This window comes from Streptomyces sp. NPDC101132 (genome assembly GCF_044759225.1).
Lineage (GTDB): Bacteria > Actinomycetota > Actinomycetes > Streptomycetales > Streptomycetaceae > Streptomyces.
Genome location: NZ_JBIVYX010000004.1, coordinates 325,773 through 344,057 on the forward strand (window position 1 = coordinate 325,773; position 18,285 = coordinate 344,057).

Annotated in this window: 19 protein-coding genes; 4 read left to right on the plus strand and 15 right to left on the minus strand. The window is 70.3% G+C overall.

The genetic code is table 11. The annotated features are described in order from the left end of the window. The first annotated feature begins 119 nt into the window (after positions 1-119). On the plus strand, positions 120-692 hold the full coding sequence (locus ACIQUR_RS11895) for a cob(I)yrinic acid a,c-diamide adenosyltransferase (RefSeq protein ID WP_399948639.1): 573 nt from the start codon (positions 120-122) through the stop codon (positions 690-692). 42 nt (positions 693-734) lie between these two features. On the opposite strand, the gene ACIQUR_RS11900 is transcribed toward ACIQUR_RS11895, so the two are convergent. Then, positions 735-1,361 (minus strand): hypothetical protein, encoded by a 627-nt coding sequence (locus ACIQUR_RS11900; RefSeq protein WP_403662173.1) that lies wholly within the window; start codon positions 1,359-1,361, stop codon positions 735-737. A gap of 150 nt (positions 1,362-1,511) precedes the next feature. Here ACIQUR_RS11900 and ACIQUR_RS11905 point away from each other — a divergent pair, with 150 nt between their 5' ends. From ACIQUR_RS11905 to ACIQUR_RS11915, 3 genes are all read left to right on the plus strand, one after another. Next, complete coding sequence (locus ACIQUR_RS11905) at positions 1,512-2,720, plus strand: sensor histidine kinase (RefSeq protein WP_403662177.1); 1,209 nt, start codon at positions 1,512-1,514, stop codon at positions 2,718-2,720. Continuing rightward, on the plus strand, positions 2,717-3,370 hold the full coding sequence (locus ACIQUR_RS11910) for a response regulator (protein ID WP_403662180.1): 654 nt from the start codon (positions 2,717-2,719) through the stop codon (positions 3,368-3,370). Before ACIQUR_RS11905 ends, ACIQUR_RS11910 begins: the two co-directional genes overlap by 4 nt. 198 nt (positions 3,371-3,568) lie before the next feature. Then, positions 3,569-5,377, plus strand: a complete 1,809-nt coding sequence (locus ACIQUR_RS11915) for a glycosyl hydrolase family 18 protein (RefSeq protein ID WP_403662694.1) — start codon at positions 3,569-3,571, stop codon at positions 5,375-5,377. A 104-nt stretch (positions 5,378-5,481) separates the two neighbouring features. Here the strand turns inward: ACIQUR_RS11915 and ACIQUR_RS11920 are convergent, their stop codons facing one another. The 14 genes from ACIQUR_RS11920 to ACIQUR_RS11985 all read right to left on the minus strand — a co-directional run bounded on the left by ACIQUR_RS11920 (position 5,482) and on the right by ACIQUR_RS11985 (position 18,282). Then, positions 5,482-5,928, minus strand: a complete 447-nt coding sequence (locus tag ACIQUR_RS11920) for a DUF2550 domain-containing protein (RefSeq protein WP_399948631.1) — start codon at positions 5,926-5,928, stop codon at positions 5,482-5,484. A 135-nt stretch (positions 5,929-6,063) separates the two neighbouring features. After that, positions 6,064-6,438: a F0F1 ATP synthase subunit epsilon gene (locus ACIQUR_RS11925; protein WP_399948629.1), complete on the minus strand. Its 375-nt coding sequence runs from the start codon at positions 6,436-6,438 to the stop codon at positions 6,064-6,066. A gap of 129 nt (positions 6,439-6,567) precedes the next feature. After that, entirely contained in the window at positions 6,568-8,010 is a 1,443-nt protein-coding gene (atpD, locus tag ACIQUR_RS11930) for a F0F1 ATP synthase subunit beta (protein WP_403662184.1), read from the minus strand. Then, complete coding sequence (locus tag ACIQUR_RS11935; protein WP_403662187.1) at positions 8,010-8,927, minus strand: F0F1 ATP synthase subunit gamma; 918 nt, start codon at positions 8,925-8,927, stop codon at positions 8,010-8,012. The genes atpD and ACIQUR_RS11935 overlap by 1 nt, the downstream gene beginning before the upstream one ends. A gap of 20 nt (positions 8,928-8,947) precedes the next feature. Continuing rightward, positions 8,948-10,546, minus strand: coding sequence for a F0F1 ATP synthase subunit alpha (gene atpA, locus ACIQUR_RS11940; RefSeq protein WP_399948623.1), 1,599 nt, complete (start codon positions 10,544-10,546; stop codon positions 8,948-8,950). A 129-nt stretch (positions 10,547-10,675) separates the two neighbouring features. After that, positions 10,676-11,491, minus strand: a complete 816-nt coding sequence (locus tag ACIQUR_RS11945; RefSeq protein ID WP_403662190.1) for a F0F1 ATP synthase subunit delta — start codon at positions 11,489-11,491, stop codon at positions 10,676-10,678. Beyond that, the gene (locus ACIQUR_RS11950) at positions 11,488-12,030 is read right to left on the minus strand and encodes a F0F1 ATP synthase subunit B (RefSeq protein WP_399948619.1); all 543 of its coding nucleotides are present in this window, start codon (positions 12,028-12,030) and stop codon (positions 11,488-11,490) included. Before ACIQUR_RS11950 ends, ACIQUR_RS11945 begins: the two co-directional genes overlap by 4 nt. Before the next feature lie 41 nt (positions 12,031-12,071). Continuing rightward, positions 12,072-12,299 carry an ATP synthase F0 subunit C gene (atpE, locus tag ACIQUR_RS11955; protein WP_030386954.1) on the minus strand — a complete coding sequence of 76 codons (228 nt, stop codon included), beginning with the start codon at positions 12,297-12,299 and terminating at the stop codon, positions 12,072-12,074. 80 nt (positions 12,300-12,379) lie between these two features. Then, on the minus strand, positions 12,380-13,204 hold the full coding sequence (gene atpB / locus ACIQUR_RS11960) for a F0F1 ATP synthase subunit A (protein WP_403662194.1): 825 nt from the start codon (positions 13,202-13,204) through the stop codon (positions 12,380-12,382). A gap of 225 nt (positions 13,205-13,429) precedes the next feature. Next, positions 13,430-13,864 (minus strand): hypothetical protein, encoded by a 435-nt coding sequence (locus tag ACIQUR_RS11965; protein WP_403662197.1) that lies wholly within the window; start codon positions 13,862-13,864, stop codon positions 13,430-13,432. A gap of 272 nt (positions 13,865-14,136) precedes the next feature. Beyond that, a complete protein-coding gene (locus ACIQUR_RS11970) occupies positions 14,137-15,480 on the minus strand; it encodes an MraY family glycosyltransferase (RefSeq protein WP_403662697.1) in 1,344 nt (447 codons plus the stop codon). Between the two features lie 90 nt (positions 15,481-15,570). Then, positions 15,571-16,827 carry a serine hydroxymethyltransferase gene (glyA, locus tag ACIQUR_RS11975; protein ID WP_403662200.1) on the minus strand — a complete coding sequence of 419 codons (1,257 nt, stop codon included), beginning with the start codon at positions 16,825-16,827 and terminating at the stop codon, positions 15,571-15,573. Positions 16,828-16,975: 148 nt separating this feature from the next. Next, positions 16,976-17,638 (minus strand): protein-tyrosine-phosphatase, encoded by a 663-nt coding sequence (locus ACIQUR_RS11980; protein WP_403662203.1) that lies wholly within the window; start codon positions 17,636-17,638, stop codon positions 16,976-16,978. After that, positions 17,635-18,282, minus strand: a complete 648-nt coding sequence (locus ACIQUR_RS11985) for an L-threonylcarbamoyladenylate synthase (protein ID WP_403662206.1) — start codon at positions 18,280-18,282, stop codon at positions 17,635-17,637. Before ACIQUR_RS11985 ends, ACIQUR_RS11980 begins: the two co-directional genes overlap by 4 nt. Positions 18,283-18,285 lie beyond the last annotated feature (3 nt).

An 18,285-nucleotide genomic window follows, 5' to 3' on the forward strand; every position in this document is an offset into this window, starting at 1 on the left:
ATACGCGTCACGTCTCAAATGACGGACATCACACCGGGATGCCCCAGCGCGCGCCGGAGGCCCCGCAGTTGGGGCCCGGCGGCCGTCGCGCGCGGCCCGGGCGCGTCTACGCTGGCCGCATGGTGAATCTGACGCGCATCTACACCCGTACCGGCGACAAGGGCACCACCGCCCTCGGCGACATGAGCCGCACCGCCAAGACGGACCTGCGGATCTCGGCGTACGCGGACGCCAACGAGGCGAACGCCGTCATCGGCACCGCGATCGCCCTGGGGCAGCTGCCCGAGGAGGTGGTCGGCGTCCTGGTCCGCGTCCAGAACGACCTCTTCGACGTCGGCGCCGACCTGGCCACCCCGGTCGTGCCGGACCCGGAGTACCCGCCGCTGCGGGTCGAGCAGTTCTACGTGGACAAGCTGGAGGCGGACTGCGACCGCTTCAACGAGGAGCTGGAGAAGCTGCGCAGCTTCATCCTCCCCGGCGGCACGCCGGGCGCCGCCCTGCTGCACCAGGCCTGCACGGTGGTCCGGCGGGCCGAGCGGTCCACCTGGGCCGCGATGGAGGTGCACGGCGAGACGATGAACCCGCTCACCGCCACCTACCTGAACCGGCTCTCCGACCTGCTCTTCATCCTGGCCAGGACGGCCAACAAGGAGGTCGGCGACGTGCTGTGGGTGCCCGGCGGCGAGCGCTAGCACCCGGCTCCGGCCGCGGTTGCGGCCGGAGCGGGCGCGGGCTCAGTGGCGCGGCCGGGTCCCGGCCCGGTCCGCCTCCACCGCCCCGGTCCGCCCCGCTTCCGCCGCGGCCCCGTCGGTCCCCCCGGCCGCCGGCCCGGCGGGCTTCTTGGGGAAGAGGGTGTACGACAGGGCGATCACCAGGTTGATGCCGATCACCCAGAGCATCTTCTGCTGCCACATGCGCAGCGTCCCGGTCGCCGCGTCCCCGCCGACGTACCAGACGGCGGCCTGGAGCAGGGCGATGGCGACGCCCGCGGCGAGGACCCAGCGGCCGGCCGTCCGCCACTCGTGCACGGCGCGCTCGCGGGCGCCGGCCGGGGGCTTCGGCGGCTTCGGGCCGCCGGCGAAGCGGTGGGCGACGTGGGCGTCGACCCAGCGGATGGTGGCGCGGCCCAGGCCGACCGTGTAGCCGATGTAGACGGCCGCCAGCCCGTGCCTCCAGTCGGGCTCGGCGCCGTTCTTCAGGTCGACGGCGGTGGCCACCAGCAGCACCAGTTCCAGCACCGGCTCACACAGCAGTACGGCGGCCCCGGCCCTCGGCATCTTCGCGAGGTAGCGCAGGGCGAGCCCGCCGGCCAGCAGCAGCCAGAACGCGACCTCGCAGACGACGATCAGCGTGACGATCACGGTTGTCCCCTCTCAACTCCCTTCCAATCTGCGGCACGTTCCGGCCCGGATCGTCATCGCAGCAGGTGAATCCCGACTGCATCCTTCGATGTACTCGGTCTCCGCCATGGCGCCGAGGACGCCCGGCCCCGGACCCTGTTGGATGGCGGGGTGAGAATCCCGCGCCCCCACCGCCACGACGTCGTGATCGCCGTCGCCGGACTGCTGTGCGGCCTCGGCCTCTACGGCCTGGACCTGCACGTCAACGCGCGCCGCGACCTGCTGCCCGAGTGGGCGGTGCTGGTCCCCCTCGTCGTGACCGCCGGGCTGGAGCTGCTGCGGCGGACCGCGCCGCGGCCGGCGCTGATCGCCGGCACGGTGGCCGTCGTCGCGAACGAGTTCACGGTCGGCAGCCTGGTCACCATCGTGATGTTCACCGACCTGATGTACGCGGCCGTGGTGTACGGCAGGCCGGCGATGGCCCGGCGGCTGCCGTTCGTCACCGGAGCGCTCACGATCGCGGCGACCGTGGCCGCCGTGCTCTGGTGGCGCGACGCAGAGGCACTGATGGCGGGCGTGCTGGTCGGCATCGTCTGCTTCGGCCCGGCGGTCACCGGAGCCGCGGTGCGCAATCACCGGGAGGCCGCCGAGACCGCCCGGCTGCGGGCCGAGCAGACGGCGCTGCTGGCGGAGATGGACCGGGTGCAGGCCGTCACGGCGGAGCGCGCCCGGATGGCCAGGGAGCTGCACGACATGGTGGCCAACCACCTGTCGGCCATCGCGATCCACTCCACCGCCGCCCTGTCGATCGGCTCGGCGGACACCAGCCGCGAGGCGCTGACCGTGATCCGGGAGAACAGCGTGCAGGGGCTCGCCGAGATGCGGCGGCTGATCGGGCTGCTGCGGGCGACCACGGGGGACGCGGCGCCGGTGGCGGCACCCACGCTGGACGGCCTGGGGGCGCTGGTGGAGCAGGCGCGGGTGAACGGCGCGGCGAGCGGGCTGGAGGTCGTACTGGAGGACGCGCGGCCGGCGGACGGGCCGCGGCTGCCCGCCCCGGTCGGGCTGGCCGCGTACCGGATCGTCCAGGAGTCCCTGACCAACGCGGTGAAGCACGCCGCGCCGGGACGGGTGCGCGTGCGGTTGTCGCTGGACGGAGGGGTGCTCACGGTCGAGATCGACAGTCCGTACGGTGAGCAGCGCTCCGGTCCGAGAGCACCGGGCTCGGGAGCGGGCCTGGTCGGCATGCGGGAGCGGGTCGCCCTGCTGGGCGGGGAGTTCTCCGCGGGCGCGGAGACGGACGGAACGGCGGGCCGGGAGGCCCCCCGATGGCGGGTGCGGGCCCTGCTGCCCGCCGACGAGAAGGCGGTACGGGAATGACGATCCGGGTCCTGGTGGCCGAGGACCAGTCCGCCGTGCGCGCGGGTCTGGTGCTGATCCTGCGCAGCGCGGGCGACATCGAGGTGGCCGGCGAGGCCGCCGACGGGGAGGAGGCGGTGCGGCTGGCCCGCGAGCTGCGGCCCGACCTGGTCCTCATGGACGTGCAGATGCCGAAGCTGGACGGGGTGTCGGCCACCCGCCAGGTCGTCTCCGAGGGCCTGGCCGACGTCCTCGTGCTGACCACCTTCGACCTCGACGAGTACGTCTTCGGCGCCCTGCGCGCCGGCGCCGCGGGCTTCCTGCTGAAGAACGCGGAGGCTGCCGAGCTGATCGAGGCGGTGCGCACCGTCGCCCGCGGCGAGGGCCTGATCGCGCCGGCCGTCACCCGCCGCCTCATCGCCGAGTTCGCCTCGCCGGCCACGCCGGTACGCAGCGTGACCGGCCCCGAGCCGGACGGCCTGGACACCCTCACCCGCCGGGAGCGCGAGGTGCTGGGCTGCCTGGGCGAGGGACTGTCCAACGCGGAGATCGCCGTACGGCTGGACATGGCGGAGGCCACGGTGAAGACGCACGTCAGCCGACTGCTCGGGAAGCTCGGGCTGCGCAGCCGGGTGCAGGCGGCCGTGCTGGCCCAGGAGCGGGGCCTCTAGAGCACCGCTCGCACGAAGGTCTGGACCTCTTGACGCTTGGTCCAGACCTTTCTACGCTCGCCGCAACTGTGGTGAGCGTGCCATGACAAAGCGTGCTCACGGGCGGCGCAGGTCCCACCCCCATGTCGATGCCGTGCCCCGGCCCGACGGACCTACGGAGGAGCACCCTTGAGCACAGCACCCCCACGCAAGCGCCTGATGTCGAGAATCGCGGCCACGGTCGCCGCGTTCGCCCTCCCCCTCGCCGGCCTCGTCGGCCTCGCCTCCCCGGCGCAGGCCGCCACCTCGGCGACCGCGACGTACCAGAAGGTCTCGGACTGGGGCACCGGCTTCGAGGGCAAGTGGACGGTCAAGAACACCGGCACCACCACCATCACCAGCTGGACCGTGGAGTGGGACTACCCCACGGGCACCCGCGTCACCTCCGCCTGGGACGCCACCGTCACCAACTCCGGCAACCACTGGACCGGCAAGAACGTCGGCTGGAACGGCACCCTCTCCCCCGGCGCCAGCGTCAGCTTCGGCTTCAACGGCACCGGGGCCGGCGCCCCGAGCGGCTGCAAGATCAACGGCGCCTCCTGTGACGGCAGCCAGCCCGGCGACACCCCGCCCTCGGCCCCCGGCACCCCCACCGCGAGCAACGTCCAGGAGACCTCCCTCACCCTCTCCTGGGCCGCGGCCACGGACGACAAGGGCGTCAAGAACTACGACGTCTACCGCAACGGGTCGAAGATCGCGACGGTCACCGGGACGAGCCACCCCGACACCGGCCTGACCAAGGGCACCACGTACACCTACAGCGTCACCGCGCGCGACACCGCCGACCAGACCGGCCCCTCCTCCGGCGAGCTGTCCGTCACCACCCCCGGCGGCACGAACCCGCCCGACCCCGGCGGCAAGGTCAAGCTGGGCTACTTCACCGACTGGGGCGTCTACCAGCGCAACTACCACGTGAAGAACCTGGTCACCTCCGGTACGGCGGCCAAGATCACGCACATCAACTTCGCCTTCGGCAACGTCCAGGGCGGCCGGTGCACCGTCGGTGACTCGTACGCCGACTACGAGAAGGCCTACACCGCCGACCAGAGCGTCGACGGCGTCGCCGACACCTGGGACCAGCCCCTGCGCGGCAGCTTCAACCAGCTCCGCAAGCTGAAGAAGCAGTACCCGAACATCAAGGTGCTGTGGTCCTTCGGCGGCTGGACCTGGTCCGGCGGCTTCGGCCAGGCAGCCGCCAGCCCGGCCGCCTTCGCGGACTCCTGCTACGCCCTGGTCGAGGACCCCCGCTGGGCGGACGTCTTCGACGGCATCGACCTCGACTGGGAGTACCCGAACGCCTGCGGCCTGTCCTGCGACACCTCGGGTCCCGCCGCGTTCAAGAACCTGATGCAGGCGGTACGGGCCAAGTTCGGCTCGAACAACCTGGTCACCGCGGCCATCACCGCCGACGCCTCCAACGGCGGCAAGATCGACAAGGCCGACTACGCGGGCGCCGCCCAGTACGTCGACTTCTACAACGTGATGACGTACGACTTCTTCGGCGCCTGGGCCGCCCAGGGTCCGACCGCGCCGCACTCCCCGCTCACCGCGTACGCCGGCATCCCGCAGGAGGGCTTCAACTCCGAGGCCGCCATCACCAAGCTCAAGGGCAAGGGCGTCCCCGGCTCCAAGCTCAACCTCGGCATCGGCTTCTACGGCCGCGGCTGGACCGGCGTCACCCAGGCCGCCCCCGGCGGCACGGCCACCGGCCCGGCCCCCGGCACGTACGAGCAGGGCATCGAGGACTACAAGGTCCTCAAGGGCAGCTGCCCGGTCACCGGAACGGTCGCCGGCACCGCCTACGCCAAGTGCGGCAGCAACTGGTGGAGCTACGACACCCCGTCCACCATCGCCGGGAAGATGACCTGGGCCAAGCAGCAGGGCCTCAAGGGCGCGTTCTTCTGGGAGTTCAGCGGCGACACCGCCAACGGCGAGCTCGCCAACGCCATCCACACCGGGCTCCAGTAACCCCACGCACGGGGTCCCGGACAGACCGAAGCCGGGGAGAGGGGTCCGCCCCCCTCTCCCCGGCTTCTCCACGTCGTGGGAGCGGCCTCAGGCCACGTCCGGCCTCAGGCCACGTTCACCCGCTGCCCGGGCGGAGCCGCCTCCAGCCAGGCCAGGAAGCCCGTCAGCGCGTCCTCGCTCATCGCCAGCTCCAGGCGCGTCTTCTGGTGGAGACAGCCGAGCACGACGGCGTCGGACAGCAGCGCCAGCTCCTCCTCGCCCTCCGGGGCGCGGCGGGCCAGCACCTCGATGGAGGCCCGCTCCAGCAGCCGGCGCGGCCGGGGCGAGTACGAGAAGACGCGGAACCACTCCACGCGGTCACCGCTGTAGCGGGCCACGCCGTACACCCAGCCCTTGCCGGAGGCGTCGCCCTCCTCGGGCACGTCCCAGCGCAGGCTGCAGTCGAAGGTGCCGCCGGAACGCTGGATGAGGCGGCGGCGCAGGCCGAAGACGAAGAGCCCGATCACCACCAGGGCGACTACCAGGCCGCTCACAAGCAGAGCGAGGAGCATGTTCACCGACCTCCTCGCTCATCCACGTGAAGCAACGAATACAGCACAACGCACCTGCATCGCCTCAGCCGCGACCCGCTCCGGAAAATTCCGGTCGGGCCGCGGCTGAGGGGTAAAGCTCTGTCGGCGCGGGACTCAGTGTCCCGCGACCGCGCGCAGCCGGACATCGGCACGCCGCTCGGCGGCCGCGTCGGCCTCCGTCTTGGCGCGCTCCAGTGCCCGCTCCGCACGCTGGACATCGATCTCGTCCGCGAGCTCGGCGATCTCGGCGAGCAGGGAGAGCTTGTTGTCCGCGAAGGAAATGAATCCGCCGTGCACCGCGGCGACGACGGTTCCACCCTCGCTGGTACGGATGGTCACCGGGCCCGACTCCAGCACACCGAGCAGCGGCTGGTGACCGGGCATGACGCCGATGTCGCCGGACGTGGTGCGCGCGACAACGAGAGTGGCCTCGCCGGACCAGACACTGCGGTCCGCGGCGACCAGCTCGACGTGCAGCTCAGCAGCCAAGGTGGCTCCTCGGGTCTCCACCCGGCGGGTCGGCCGGGTGTTGGGTCAAATTCTAATGGGCGTGGGGAGGGGGACGGGACGCGCCCGTCCCCCTCCGTCAGGCAGCTGTGCTCAGTGAAGAGCCCGGCTTCAGGAGACGCCCAGCTCCTTGGCGTTGGCCTTCAGGTCCTCGAGGCCACCGCACATGAAGAACGCCTGCTCGGGGAAGTGGTCGTACTCACCGTCGCAGATCGCGTTGAACGCGGCGATCGACTCGTCGAGCGGGACGTCCGAACCGTCGACGCCGGTGAACTGCTTGGCGACGTGCGTGTTCTGCGACAGGAAGCGCTCGACGCGACGGGCACGGTGGACAACGAGCTTGTCCTCCTCGCCCAGCTCGTCGATACCGAGGATCGCGATGATGTCCTGGAGGTCCTTGTACTTCTGCAGGATTCCCTTGACGCGCATCGCGGCGTTGTAGTGGTCCTGCGCGATGTAGCGCGGGTCCAGGATCCGGGACGTGGAGTCCAGCGGGTCCACGGCCGGGTAGATGCCCTTCTCGGAGATCGGACGGGAGAGAACCGTCGTCGCGTCGAGGTGGGCGAAGGTGGTGGCCGGCGCCGGGTCGGTCAGGTCGTCCGCGGGGACGTAGATCGCCTGCATCGAGGTGATCGAGTGACCACGGGTCGAGGTGATGCGCTCCTGCAGCAGACCCATCTCGTCAGCCAGGTTCGGCTGGTAACCCACGGCGGACGGCATGCGGCCCAGAAGGGTCGACACCTCGGAACCGGCCTGGGTGTAACGGAAGATGTTGTCGATGAAGAAGAGCACGTCCTGCTTCTGAACATCGCGGAAGTACTCCGCCATGGTCAGACCCGCCAGGGCGACGCGCAGACGGGTGCCCGGGGGCTCGTCCATCTGGCCGAAGACCAGCGCGGTCTTGTCGATGACGCCGGAGTCCGTCATCTCCTCGATGAGGTCGTTGCCCTCACGGGTGCGCTCACCGACGCCCGCGAACACCGACACACCGTCGTGGTTGTTGGCGACGCGGTAGATCATCTCCTGGATCAGAACGGTCTTGCCGACACCGGCACCACCGAACAGACCGATCTTTCCACCCTTGACGTACGGGGTGAGGAGGTCGATGACCTTGACGCCCGTCTCGAACATCTCGGTCTTGGACTCGAGCTCGTCGAAGTTCGGGGCCTTGCGGTGGATCGCCCAGCGCTCGGTCACCTCGGAGTTGGCCTCCGGGTAGTTGAGCACCTCACCCAGGGTGTTGAAGACCTTGCCCTTGGTGAAGTCGCCGACCGGGACGGTGATGCCCGCGCCCGTGTCGGTCACCGCGGCCTGGCGGACCAGACCGTCGGTGGGCTGCATGGAGATGGTGCGGACCAGGCCGTCACCGAGGTGCTGCGCGACCTCGAGGGTCAGCGTCTTCAGCGCGCCGTCCTCGGCCGGGTCGGCGACCTGCACGGTCAGCGCGTTGTAGATGTCGGGCATCGCGTCGACGGGGAACTCCACGTCGACGACCGGGCCGATGACCCGGGCGACGCGGCCCGTGGCGGCGGCCGTCTCAACAGAGGTCGTCATTACTTGTCACTCCCCGCGGTCGCGTCGGCCAGGGCGCTGGCGCCACCGACGATCTCGCTGATTTCCTGGGTGATTTCGGCCTGGCGGGCCGCGTTGGCAAGCCGGGAGAGGCTCTTGATGAGCTCACCGGCATTGTCGGTCGCCGACTTCATCGCGCGGCGGCGGGCAGCGTGCTCGGAAGCAGCGGCCTGCAGCAGCGCGTTGTAGATGCGGCTCTCGACGTAGCGCGGCAGCAGGGCGTCGAGGACGTCCTCCGCCGACGGCTCGAAGTCGAACAGGGGAAGGATCTCGCCCTTCGTCCCCGCCTCCTCCACAGCCTTGTCGAGGCTGAGCGGCAGCATCCGGTCGTCCACCGGGTTCTGCGTCATCATCGACACGAACTCCGTGTAGACGATGTGCAGCTCGTCGACCCCGCCCTCGGCCGTCTCCGTGGAGACGGCCTCGATCAGGGGCGCCGCGACCGCCTTGGCGTTCGCGTAGGCGGGGCTGTCGGTGAACCCGGTCCAGCTGTCCGCGACCTTGCGCTCGCGGAAGCCGTAGTAGGACACACCCTTGCGGCCGACGATGTAGGTGTCGACCTCCTTGCCCTCGCCACGCAGCCGCTCGGTGAGGCGCTCCGCGGCCTTGATGGCGTTGGAGGAGTAGCCGCCGGCCAGACCGCGGTCGCTCGTGATGAGCAGGATCGCGGCGCGGGCCGGGGCGTCAGCCTCGGTGGTCAGCGGGTGCTTGGTGTTGGATCCGGTCGCCACCGCGGTCACCGCGCGGGTGAGCTCGGTCGCGTACGGCGTGGAGGCCGCCACCTGGCGCTGCGCCTTGACGATGCGCGAGGCGGCGATCATCTCCATCGCCTTGGTGATCTTCTTGGTCGCGGTGACGGATCGGATGCGACGCTTGTAGACCCGGAGCTGAGCTCCCATGAGTCAGGTCCCTTCCGTCGTCACTTCGAGACGTTGACGGCCGCCGGAGCGTCCTCGCCCAGGAGCTTGCCGTCCGAGGTCTCGAACTGCTTCTTGAAGCCGGCGATGGCGTCGGCCACGGACTGCAGGGTGTCGTCGGACATCTTGCCGCCCTCGCGGATCGAGGTGAGGAGGTCCTTGCGCTCGCGGCGAAGGTGCTCCAGCAGCTCGGACTCGAAGCGACGGATGTCGGCGACCGGGACGTCGTCCATCTTGCCGGTGGTGCCGGCCCAGACGGAGACGACCTGCTCCTCGACGGGCATGGGCTGGTACTGGCCCTGCTTCAGCAGCTCGACCATGCGCTTGCCACGCTCCAGCGAGGCCTTCGACGCGGCGTCCAGGTCGGAACCGAAGGCGGCGAACGCCTCCAGCTCGCGGTACTGGGCCAGGTCGACGCGGAGGCGGCCGGAGACCTGCTTCATGGCCTTGTGCTGGGCCGAACCACCGACGCGGGAGACCGAGATACCGACGTTCAGGGCCGGGCGCTGACCGGCGTTGAACAGGTCGGACTCCAGGAAGCACTGGCCGTCGGTGATGGAGATGACGTTGGTCGGGATGAACGCCGAGACGTCGTTGGCCTTGGTCTCGACGATCGGCAGACCGGTCATCGAGCCGGCGCCCATGTCGTCGGAGAGCTTGGCGCAGCGCTCCAGCAGACGCGAGTGCAGGTAGAAGACGTCACCCGGGTAGGCCTCACGGCCCGGCGGGCGGCGCAGCAGCAGCGACACGGCGCGGTAGGCGTCGGCCTGCTTCGACAGGTCGTCGAAGATGATCAGGACGTGCTTGCCCTGGTACATCCAGTGCTGGCCGATGGCGGAGCCGGTGTACGGCGCCAGGTACTTGAAGCCGGCCGGGTCGGACGCCGGGGCGGCGACGATCGTCGTGTACTCGAGCGCGCCGGCCTCCTCCAGGGCGCCGCGCACGGACGCGATGGTGGAGCCCTTCTGGCCGATGGCGACGTAGATGCAGCGGACCTGCTTGTTCACGTCGCCCGAGCGCCAGTTGTCGCGCTGGTTGATGATCGTGTCGACGGCCAGAGCGGTCTTGCCGGTCTGACGGTCACCAATGATCAGCTGACGCTGGCCGCGGCCGATCGGCACCATGGCGTCGACGGCCTTGTAGCCGGTCTGCATGGGCTCGTGCACCGACTTACGGACCATGACGCCCGGGGCCTGCAGCTCGAGGGCGCGGCGGCCGTCGGTCGCGATCTCGCCGAGACCGTCGATCGGGTTGCCGAGCGGGTCGACAACGCGGCCGAGGTAGCCCTCGCCGACGGCGACGGAGAGAACCTCACCGGTGCGCTGCACCGGCTGGCCCTCCTCGATGCCGCTGAACTCGCCGAGGACGATCGCACCGATCTCGCGCTCCTCGAGGTTGAGGGCGAGACCGAGGGTGCCGTCCTCGAACTTCAGCAGCTCGTTCGCCATGGTGGAGGGCAGGCCCTCCACCTTCGCGATGCCGTCGCCGGCAACGCTGACCGTTCCGACCTCCTCGCGCGAGGCCGCGTCCGGCTTGTACGACTGGACAAAGTTCTCCAGCGCGTCCCGGATCTCCTCCGGCCGGATCGTGAGCTCCGCCATCTGGGTTCCCTGCTCTCCTTGTTGGGCCCGAAGTTTCTTAGGGGTCTGGGGGCGACCCCCAGGAATCTTCTGCAAGTTCTGCACGGCCCAACCGGGCCGCTGGAAATGCTTCTTGAGTTGGTGGCTTGGTCAGCCGGCCATACGGCGGGACGCCTCTGCCAGGCGCTCCGCGATGCTGCCGTCGATGAGCTCGTCACCGACGCGCACCGAGATCCCGCCGAGGACCGCGGGGTCCACGTCGAGGTTCAGGTGCATCTGGCGGCCGTACAGCTTGGCCAGGACCGCACCGAGGCGCTGCTTCTGCACGTCGCTGAGCGGAACCGCGGTGGTCACGGTGGCGACCATGCGGTCACGGCGCTCGGCGGCGAGCTTGGAGAGGGACTCGAGTCCCGCTTCCAGGCTACGTCCACGCGGAACCGTCACCAGACGCGTCACCAGACGCTCGGTGACGGGGTTCGCCTTGCCGCCGAGCAGGCTGCGGAGCAGCTCGCCCTTGGCGGAGACGGCGGCCGTGCGGTCGGTCAGCGCGGCGCGCAGCTCGGTGTTCGAGGAGACGATCCGGCCGAACCGGAACAGCTCGTCCTCGACGTCGTCGAGCGCGTCACCCTGCTGAGCGGCGGTGAGGTCGGCGGTGTTCGCCAGCTCCTCCAGCGCGTCCACCAGGTCACGCGACTGCGACCAGCGGGAGCGCACCATGCCGGACACCAGGTCGACGGTCTCGCCGCTCACCTGGCCGCCCAGCAGGCGCCCGGCCAGCTCGGCCTTGGCCTCGCCGGACTGCGCCGGGTCGGTGATGACCCGACGCAGCGACACCTCGCGGTCGAGCAGCGCGGTGACGGCGGCCAGCTCACCGGCGAGCTTCGCCGCGTCGACGGACGTGTTGTCCGTCAGCGCGTCGAGACGCTCACGTGCGGCGGCCAGCGCCTCGCGGCTCGCTCCGTTCATCGCGCGGCCTCGGCCTTCTCCTCGAGCTCGTCGAGGAAGCGGTCGATGGTCCGGCTCTGCCGGGCGTGGTCCTCGAGGGACTCACCGACGAGCTTGCCGGCCAGGTCGGTGGCCAGCTTGCCGACGTCCTGGCGCAGCGCCTGGGACGCAGCGCGGCGGTCGGCCTCGATCTGGGCGTGACCGGCAGCGATGATCTCCTCACGCTGCCGCTGGCCCTCTGCGCGCAGCTCTTCCTTGAGCGCAGTGCCCTGCTCGAGCGCTTCCTGGCGCAGGCGCGCGGCCTCGTGACGGGCCTCGGCGAGCTGGGCCTTGTACTGCTCCAGCACGCTCTGGGCCTCGGTCTGAGCGGCCTCAGCCTTCTCGATACCGCCCTCGATGGCCGCGCGACGCTCGTCCAGAACCTTGTTGATGTTCGGGAGGAGCTTCTTCGCGAGGAAACCGAAGACGATGACGAAGGCGATCAGGCCGATGACCAGCTCGGGCCACGGCGGAATGAGGGGGTTTTCCTTACCCTCGGATGCGAGAACCAGGAGGTTCACATCAGTGCCTTTCGTCGAATCGGACTAGTGGTCGCGGTTCGTCAGCTGTAGACGAACGGCATAACCAGACCGATGAGGGCGAGCGCCTCACAGAAGGCGAAGCCGAGGATCTGGTTGGCGCGGATCAGACCGGCGGCCTCGGGCTGGCGGGCCAGGGCCTGGGTGCCGTTGCCGAAGATGATGCCGACGCCGACGCCGGGGCCGATGGCCGCGAGACCGTAGCCAACGGAGCTGAGGGAGCCGGTGACGGCGGCAAGGGTCTGGGACATGCCAGTTCTTCCTTCTCTTTCACGGACCGGTGGGGGTTGGCCACCGGACGAATCGGGGGGCTGAGCGGAGCGGGCCTGGCTCAGTGGTGCTCGGCGAGCGCGCCCTGGATGAAGCTGCAGGCCAGGAGCACGAAGACGTACGCCTGGACGGCCTGGATGAAGAGCTCGAAGGCGGTCATCACGATGACCATCACGAACGAGACGCCCGCGTAGGCGATGCCGATGCCGTTCAGCAGGTACCAGCTGGCGATCGTGAAGAGCAGCAGCAGGGTGTGACCCGCGAACATGTTGGCGAAGAGTCGGACCGCGTGGGTGAAGGGGCGGACCAGGACGTTCGAGAAGAACTCGATGACCATGACCAGCGGAAGGACGCCACCGAGCGACTTGTCGTAGCCGGTGAGGTTCTTCAGGCCGCCGACGAAGCCGTGGCGCTTGAAGGTGACCGACATCCAGATGAAGTAGACGATCGCGGCCAGCACGGCGGGGTACGCGATGATCGAGGTCACCGGGAACTGGGCGACCGGGATGATCGACCAGAGGTTCAGCATCCAGACGAAGAAGAACGTCGCGACCATGAAGGGGACGTACTTCTCGCCCTCCTTCTTGCCCAGCGTCTCGTAGACGATGCCGCGGCGGACGAAGTCGTAGCCGGCCTCGGCGACCATCTGGAGCTTGCCGGGGACGACCTTCGGCTTGCGGAAGGCGGCCCAGAAGAAGCCCACGATGATGACGGAGCCCAGGAGCGCCAGCAGCATCGGCTTGTTGAAGTACGCGCCGTTACCGTCGGCGTTTCCCCACAGCGGCTCGAAGAGGAACGAGTGCAGGCCCGGGCCGGGGAAGCCACATCCGTCGAAGATGTGACAGTCGGTCTCGAAAGCGAGCACCTGCGTCAGGTCAGCACTCACCGCGGGCTCCTTCAGCGTGGCGCATAGGTACGGCAACCTCGTTGTGTCGGCGCGGCGCGCAGCCGCGGTTCGGCACTGGACTGGTGTTACGGATGTGGGGGCGGCTGTCAGGCATTGAGCCTCGCGAATGAGCAGGCGTCAGCTCAGATGCCCGCGCCCGCAGTGCCGCAGTTGGCACCGGACGATAGCAGGATCCCGAACGCGCGCTTATCCCGGCCCTACCTTTCACGGCTTCGACCCCGAGTTTCCGGGCTTGTCAGCGTCGGAATCGGGTTCGACGTAAAGGATCTTGGCCTTCATGTGCGCCCGGGTCTGCGCGCCGATCCACACCAGGGTCGTGACCACCAGCGTGATCGCGAAGGCCTTGGGATGGAACAGCGTGGTGTTCTTGAACACGGCGACGAAGATGAACAGCAGCAGAATCTGGGCCGTGTAGAGCATGAGCCCCATGGCCTGGAAAAGGTGCGGCAGAGAACGTGCCGTGCGCTGGAGTACGACCAGCCCGAGACCCATGAACAGGATCACCACCAGGGTGGCGACGACGGCGCCGACCGCACCCTTGCCGCCGGCGACCACGCCGCTGACGATCGCGGCGATGGCGCCGGCGACAGCGGTGGGTACGGCGGCGTGCAGGAGAGATCGGGCGTCATTCGACCGCATGACGGGTTACTCCGCGTGGTGGTGGGGGTGGTGCACAGGGGGTCTCGTACAGGCACGAGCGTAAGCCCGGACCGAGGTCGAGCCTCGGGCCGATGGACCGTCGCACTACGGTCCTTCGGCTCTGTCGCCGGGTTTAGTGAACGGTATCACAAACTATTTGATGAGGTCTTTACCTGCTGGGTGTGCCGACTGTCACACATGAGAGTTAATCCGCGCGTCTGTGCAAGACAGGCCTTTGGTTTGTCTGGTATAGGGCGCGGATGTCCCTTACGTCAGCGCGCCGAACCGGCCTTACGCCGGTCGGGGAAGCGCGAACGGGGGCCCACGGCGGTCGCTCCGTTGACGCCCGAGACCCCGGCGACGACCGGCGTACGGACCGGCTCCTCGCCCGTGGTGTCCAGCGCGGCGGCCTCGGCGGCCGCCTCGGCCGCCCGCGCCGAGTGCCGGTAGCGGGGCGGGACCAGGCTCTCCGCCCAGCGCGGTGCACGCGGCGTGAAGCGCGGCAGGAGCAGCAGGACCAGGCCGACGGCACTCAGCGCGACGATCAGCAGCACGATCCACATCGAGGCGGAGTGCACCGAGTACGCCACCGCACCGAAGGCGATCAGCGCCGACCAGAAGTACATGATCAGCACCGCGCGGCTGTGCGAATGACCGATTTCCAGCAGCCGGTGGTGCAGGTGGCCGCGGTCGGCCGCGAAGGGCGACTGGCCGTTCCAGGTCCGCCGCACGATGGCCAGGATCAGGTCGGCCATCGGGATCGCGATGATGGTCAGCGGCAGCACCAGCGGGATGAAGACGGGCAGCATCGCGTGGGTCGCGTTCCGCTCGCCGCCGGCCCAGAGGGCCATGGCGTCGGGGTCGACCTGGCCGGTGATGGAGATGGCCGCCGCCGCCAGCACCAGGCCGATCAGCATCGACCCCGAGTCGCCCATGAAGATCCGGGCGGGGTGCATGTTGTGCGGCAGGAAGCCCAGGCACATGCCCATCAGGATGGCCGCGAAGAGGGTCGCGGGGGCCGCCGCCTCGATGCCGTAGCCGAACCAGATGCGGTATGCGTACAGGAAGAACGCCGCCGAGGCGATGCACACCATGCCGGCCGCGAGGCCGTCCAGGCCGTCCACGAAGTTCACCGCGTTGATGGTGATGACCACCAGCGCGACCGTCAGCAGGTTGCCCTGCCACTGGGTGAGCGAGACCGTCCCGACGAACGGGATGGGCAGCCACAGGATGGTCAGGCCCTGCATGACCATCACGCCCGCCGAGATCATCTGCGCGCCGAGCTTGATCAGCGCGTCGATCTCGAACTTGTCGTCGAGGACGCCCACCAGCCAGATCAGCGCCGCCCCGGAGAGCAGCGCCCGTGGTTCGTTCGACAGCTCGAAGACGCCGTTGAGGTTCTCCAGGTGGTCCGCCACCAGCAGACCCGCGCACAGCCCGCCGAACATGGCGATGCCGCCGAGGCGCGGAGTCGGTTCGCGGTGCACGTCGCGCGCCCGGATCTCCGGCATCGCCCCGGCCGCGATCGCGAACTTCCGCACGGGTCCGGTCAGCAGGTAGGTCACCGCGACCGTGACGCACAGCGTCAGCAGGTATTCACGCACGGGCTGCCCCAGATGTATCGCCGGCCATCTCAGCCCCACACATTAGCTGCGATGCCCCCCGAGGTGAGGACACACGTTCACCCCTGCCCGGTTGCGGACGGCTCAGTGCCCCTCCGGGACGGGATACGGGGGGAACGCCCCGGCCAGCTCCGCCGCCTCCTCGGGGCCGGTGCTCTCGCCCCGTACGGCCGCGCCGAAGAGGGCCGCGATCCGCTCCATCTCGGCCTCCGCCATCCCCTGGGTGGTGACCGCCGCCGTGCCGAGCCGGATGCCCCGCTGGTTCCCGTACGGCAGCGCGCAGGTGTCGAGGACCATCCCCGCGGCGGCCAGCCGGCCCCGGGCCGTCGGCCCGTCGACGCCCAGCGGCGCGGGATCCGCGGTGATCAGGTGGGTGTCGGTGCCGCCGGTGACGACCGACAGCCCCTCCCGCTCCAGGGCCGCCGCGAGAACCCTCGCATTGGTGACCACCTGATGGGCGTACGTGGCGAACGCGGGCGCCCCGGCCTCTCCGAACGCCACCGCCTTGGCCGCGATCGTGTGCATCTGCGCGCCGCCCTGCGTGAAGGGGAACACCGCGCGGTCGACCCGCTCCGCCAGGTTCGCGCCGCACAGGATCATGCCGCCGCGGGGGCCGCGCAGCACCTTGTGCGTGGTGGCGCAGACGACGTCGGCGTACGGGACGGGGCTGGGGGCCGCTCCGCCGGCCACCAGTCCGATCGGGTGCGCGGCGTCGGCGACCAGGTAGGCGCCCACCTCGTCGGCGATCTCGCGGAAGGCGAGGTAGTCCGGGTGCCGCGGGTACGAGATCGAGCCGACCACGATGGCCTTGGGGCGGTGCTTGTCGGCCAGCGCCCACACCTGCTCGTAGTCGATCAGCCCGGTCTCGGCGTCGACGCCGTACGGGACGAAGGAGAACCAGCGGCCGGAGAAGTTGGCGGGCGAGCCGTGGGTGAGGTGTCCGCCGAACGGGAGGCCCATCGCCAGCACGGTGTCCCCCGGCCGCAGCAGCGCGGCGTACACGGCCAGCACGGCCGCCGACCCGGAGTGCGGCTGGACGTTCGCGTGCTCGGCGCCGAACAGGGCGGTGGCCCGGTCGCAGGCGATGCGCTCGGCCACGTCCACGTACTCGCACCCGCCGTGGTGGCGCTTGCCGGGGTAGCCCTCGGCGTACTTGTTCGCCAGGGGCGAGCCCAGAGCGGCCAGCACCGCGGGGGAGTTGAAGTTCTCGGCGGCGATCAGCTGGAGCCCGCGCGCCTGCCGGCGGGTCTCCCCCAGCAGGACGTCGGCCAGCTCGGGATCCTGCCGGCGCAGGGCGTCGAAGTCGGCTGCCCAGGGGCGGTGAACCTGTGTGACGGTCATGGCGCGGCTCCGGCGCGTGGGGGTGCAGTACGGCCACTGTAGGCCGCACCCCTCCCAAACGCACCGGAAACGGACGGATTGCCCGCGAGCCGTGCCGTCCGGCCGGCGCCTCGGCAGCCCTCGGTGGCAGCGCCTCGGCGGCGGCGCCTCAGTGGCGGGCGCCGACCCCGGTCAGGGCGGTGACCACCGGATCGAGGGCCTGCTGGATCTCGTCGCCGATGGAGCGGAAGAACGAGATGGGTGCGCCGTACGGGTCGTACACCTCGTCCGCCTCCGCGCTGGGGGCCAGCAGCCACCCGCGCAGGGCCGCGGCGGCCCGTACGAGGGCCCTGGCGCGCTCCACCATGCCGTCGGTCCCCTCGTCCAGGGGCGGCAGCGTGGCGGGGTCTATGGCCCGCACCAGACGGGTGAACTCCTTCAGCGTGAAGGTGCGCAGACCCGCCGAGTGGCCCATGGAGATGACCTGCGCCCGGTGGTCCCGGGTGGCGGTCAGCACCAGGTCCGCCCGGATGACGTGTTCGTCCAGCAGCTCGCGCCCGGTGAACCCGGAGGCGTCGGCGCCGAAGTCGGCCAGGACCTCGGCGGCGTTGGCCTCCATCGGAGCACCCTCGTGCCCCCAGGTGCCCGCGCTCTCGACGATGAGGCCCCCGATGCGGTGGGCGCCGTCGGCGCCCGGGAGCGGCTCGCCGAGGCGCTCCACCAGGGCGTGCCGGGTCAGCCGCTCGGTGATCGGGGACCGGCAGACGTTGCCGGTGCTGACATGGAGGATGCGGAAGGCGGTCCCATCTATGCCACGGCCCTCAGGGCTCACGGCGCCACCTCGAGGTCGGGTACGACCTCCCGCAGCTGCTGCGCCGTCAGGGCGCCTTCCCGCAGCAGGACGGGCACCTTGCCGGTGACGTCGACGATCGAGGACGGCTGGATGCCGGGGGTCGGGCCGCCGTCGAGGTAGACGGAGACGGAGTCGCCGAGCATCTCGCGGGCCGCGTCGCAGTCCTCGGGCGCCGGGTGGCCGGAGAGGTTGGCCGAGGAGACCGCCATCGGGCCGACCTCGGTCAGCAGCTCGATCGCCACCGGGTGCAGCGGCATGCGCACGGCCACCGTGCCGCCGGTCTCGCCGAGGTCCCACTGGAGGGAGGGCTGGTGCCGCGCGACCAGCGTGAGGGCGCCCGGCCAGAAGGCGTCGACCAGCTCCCAGGCCTGCTCGGAGAAGTCCGTGACGAGGCCGTGGAGGGTGTTCGGGGAGCCGATCAGCACGGGGGTGGGCATGCTGCGGCCGCGGCCCTTGGCACGCAGCAGGTCGGCGACGGCCTCGGAGCTGAAGGCGTCGGCGCCGATCCCGTACAGGGTGTCCGTGGGGAGGACCACGAGCTCGCCGCGGCGCACGGCGGACGCGGCTTCGCGCAGGCCCGTCTTGCGGTCCGTCGCGTCGTTGCAGTCGTATCGCCGGGCCATCAG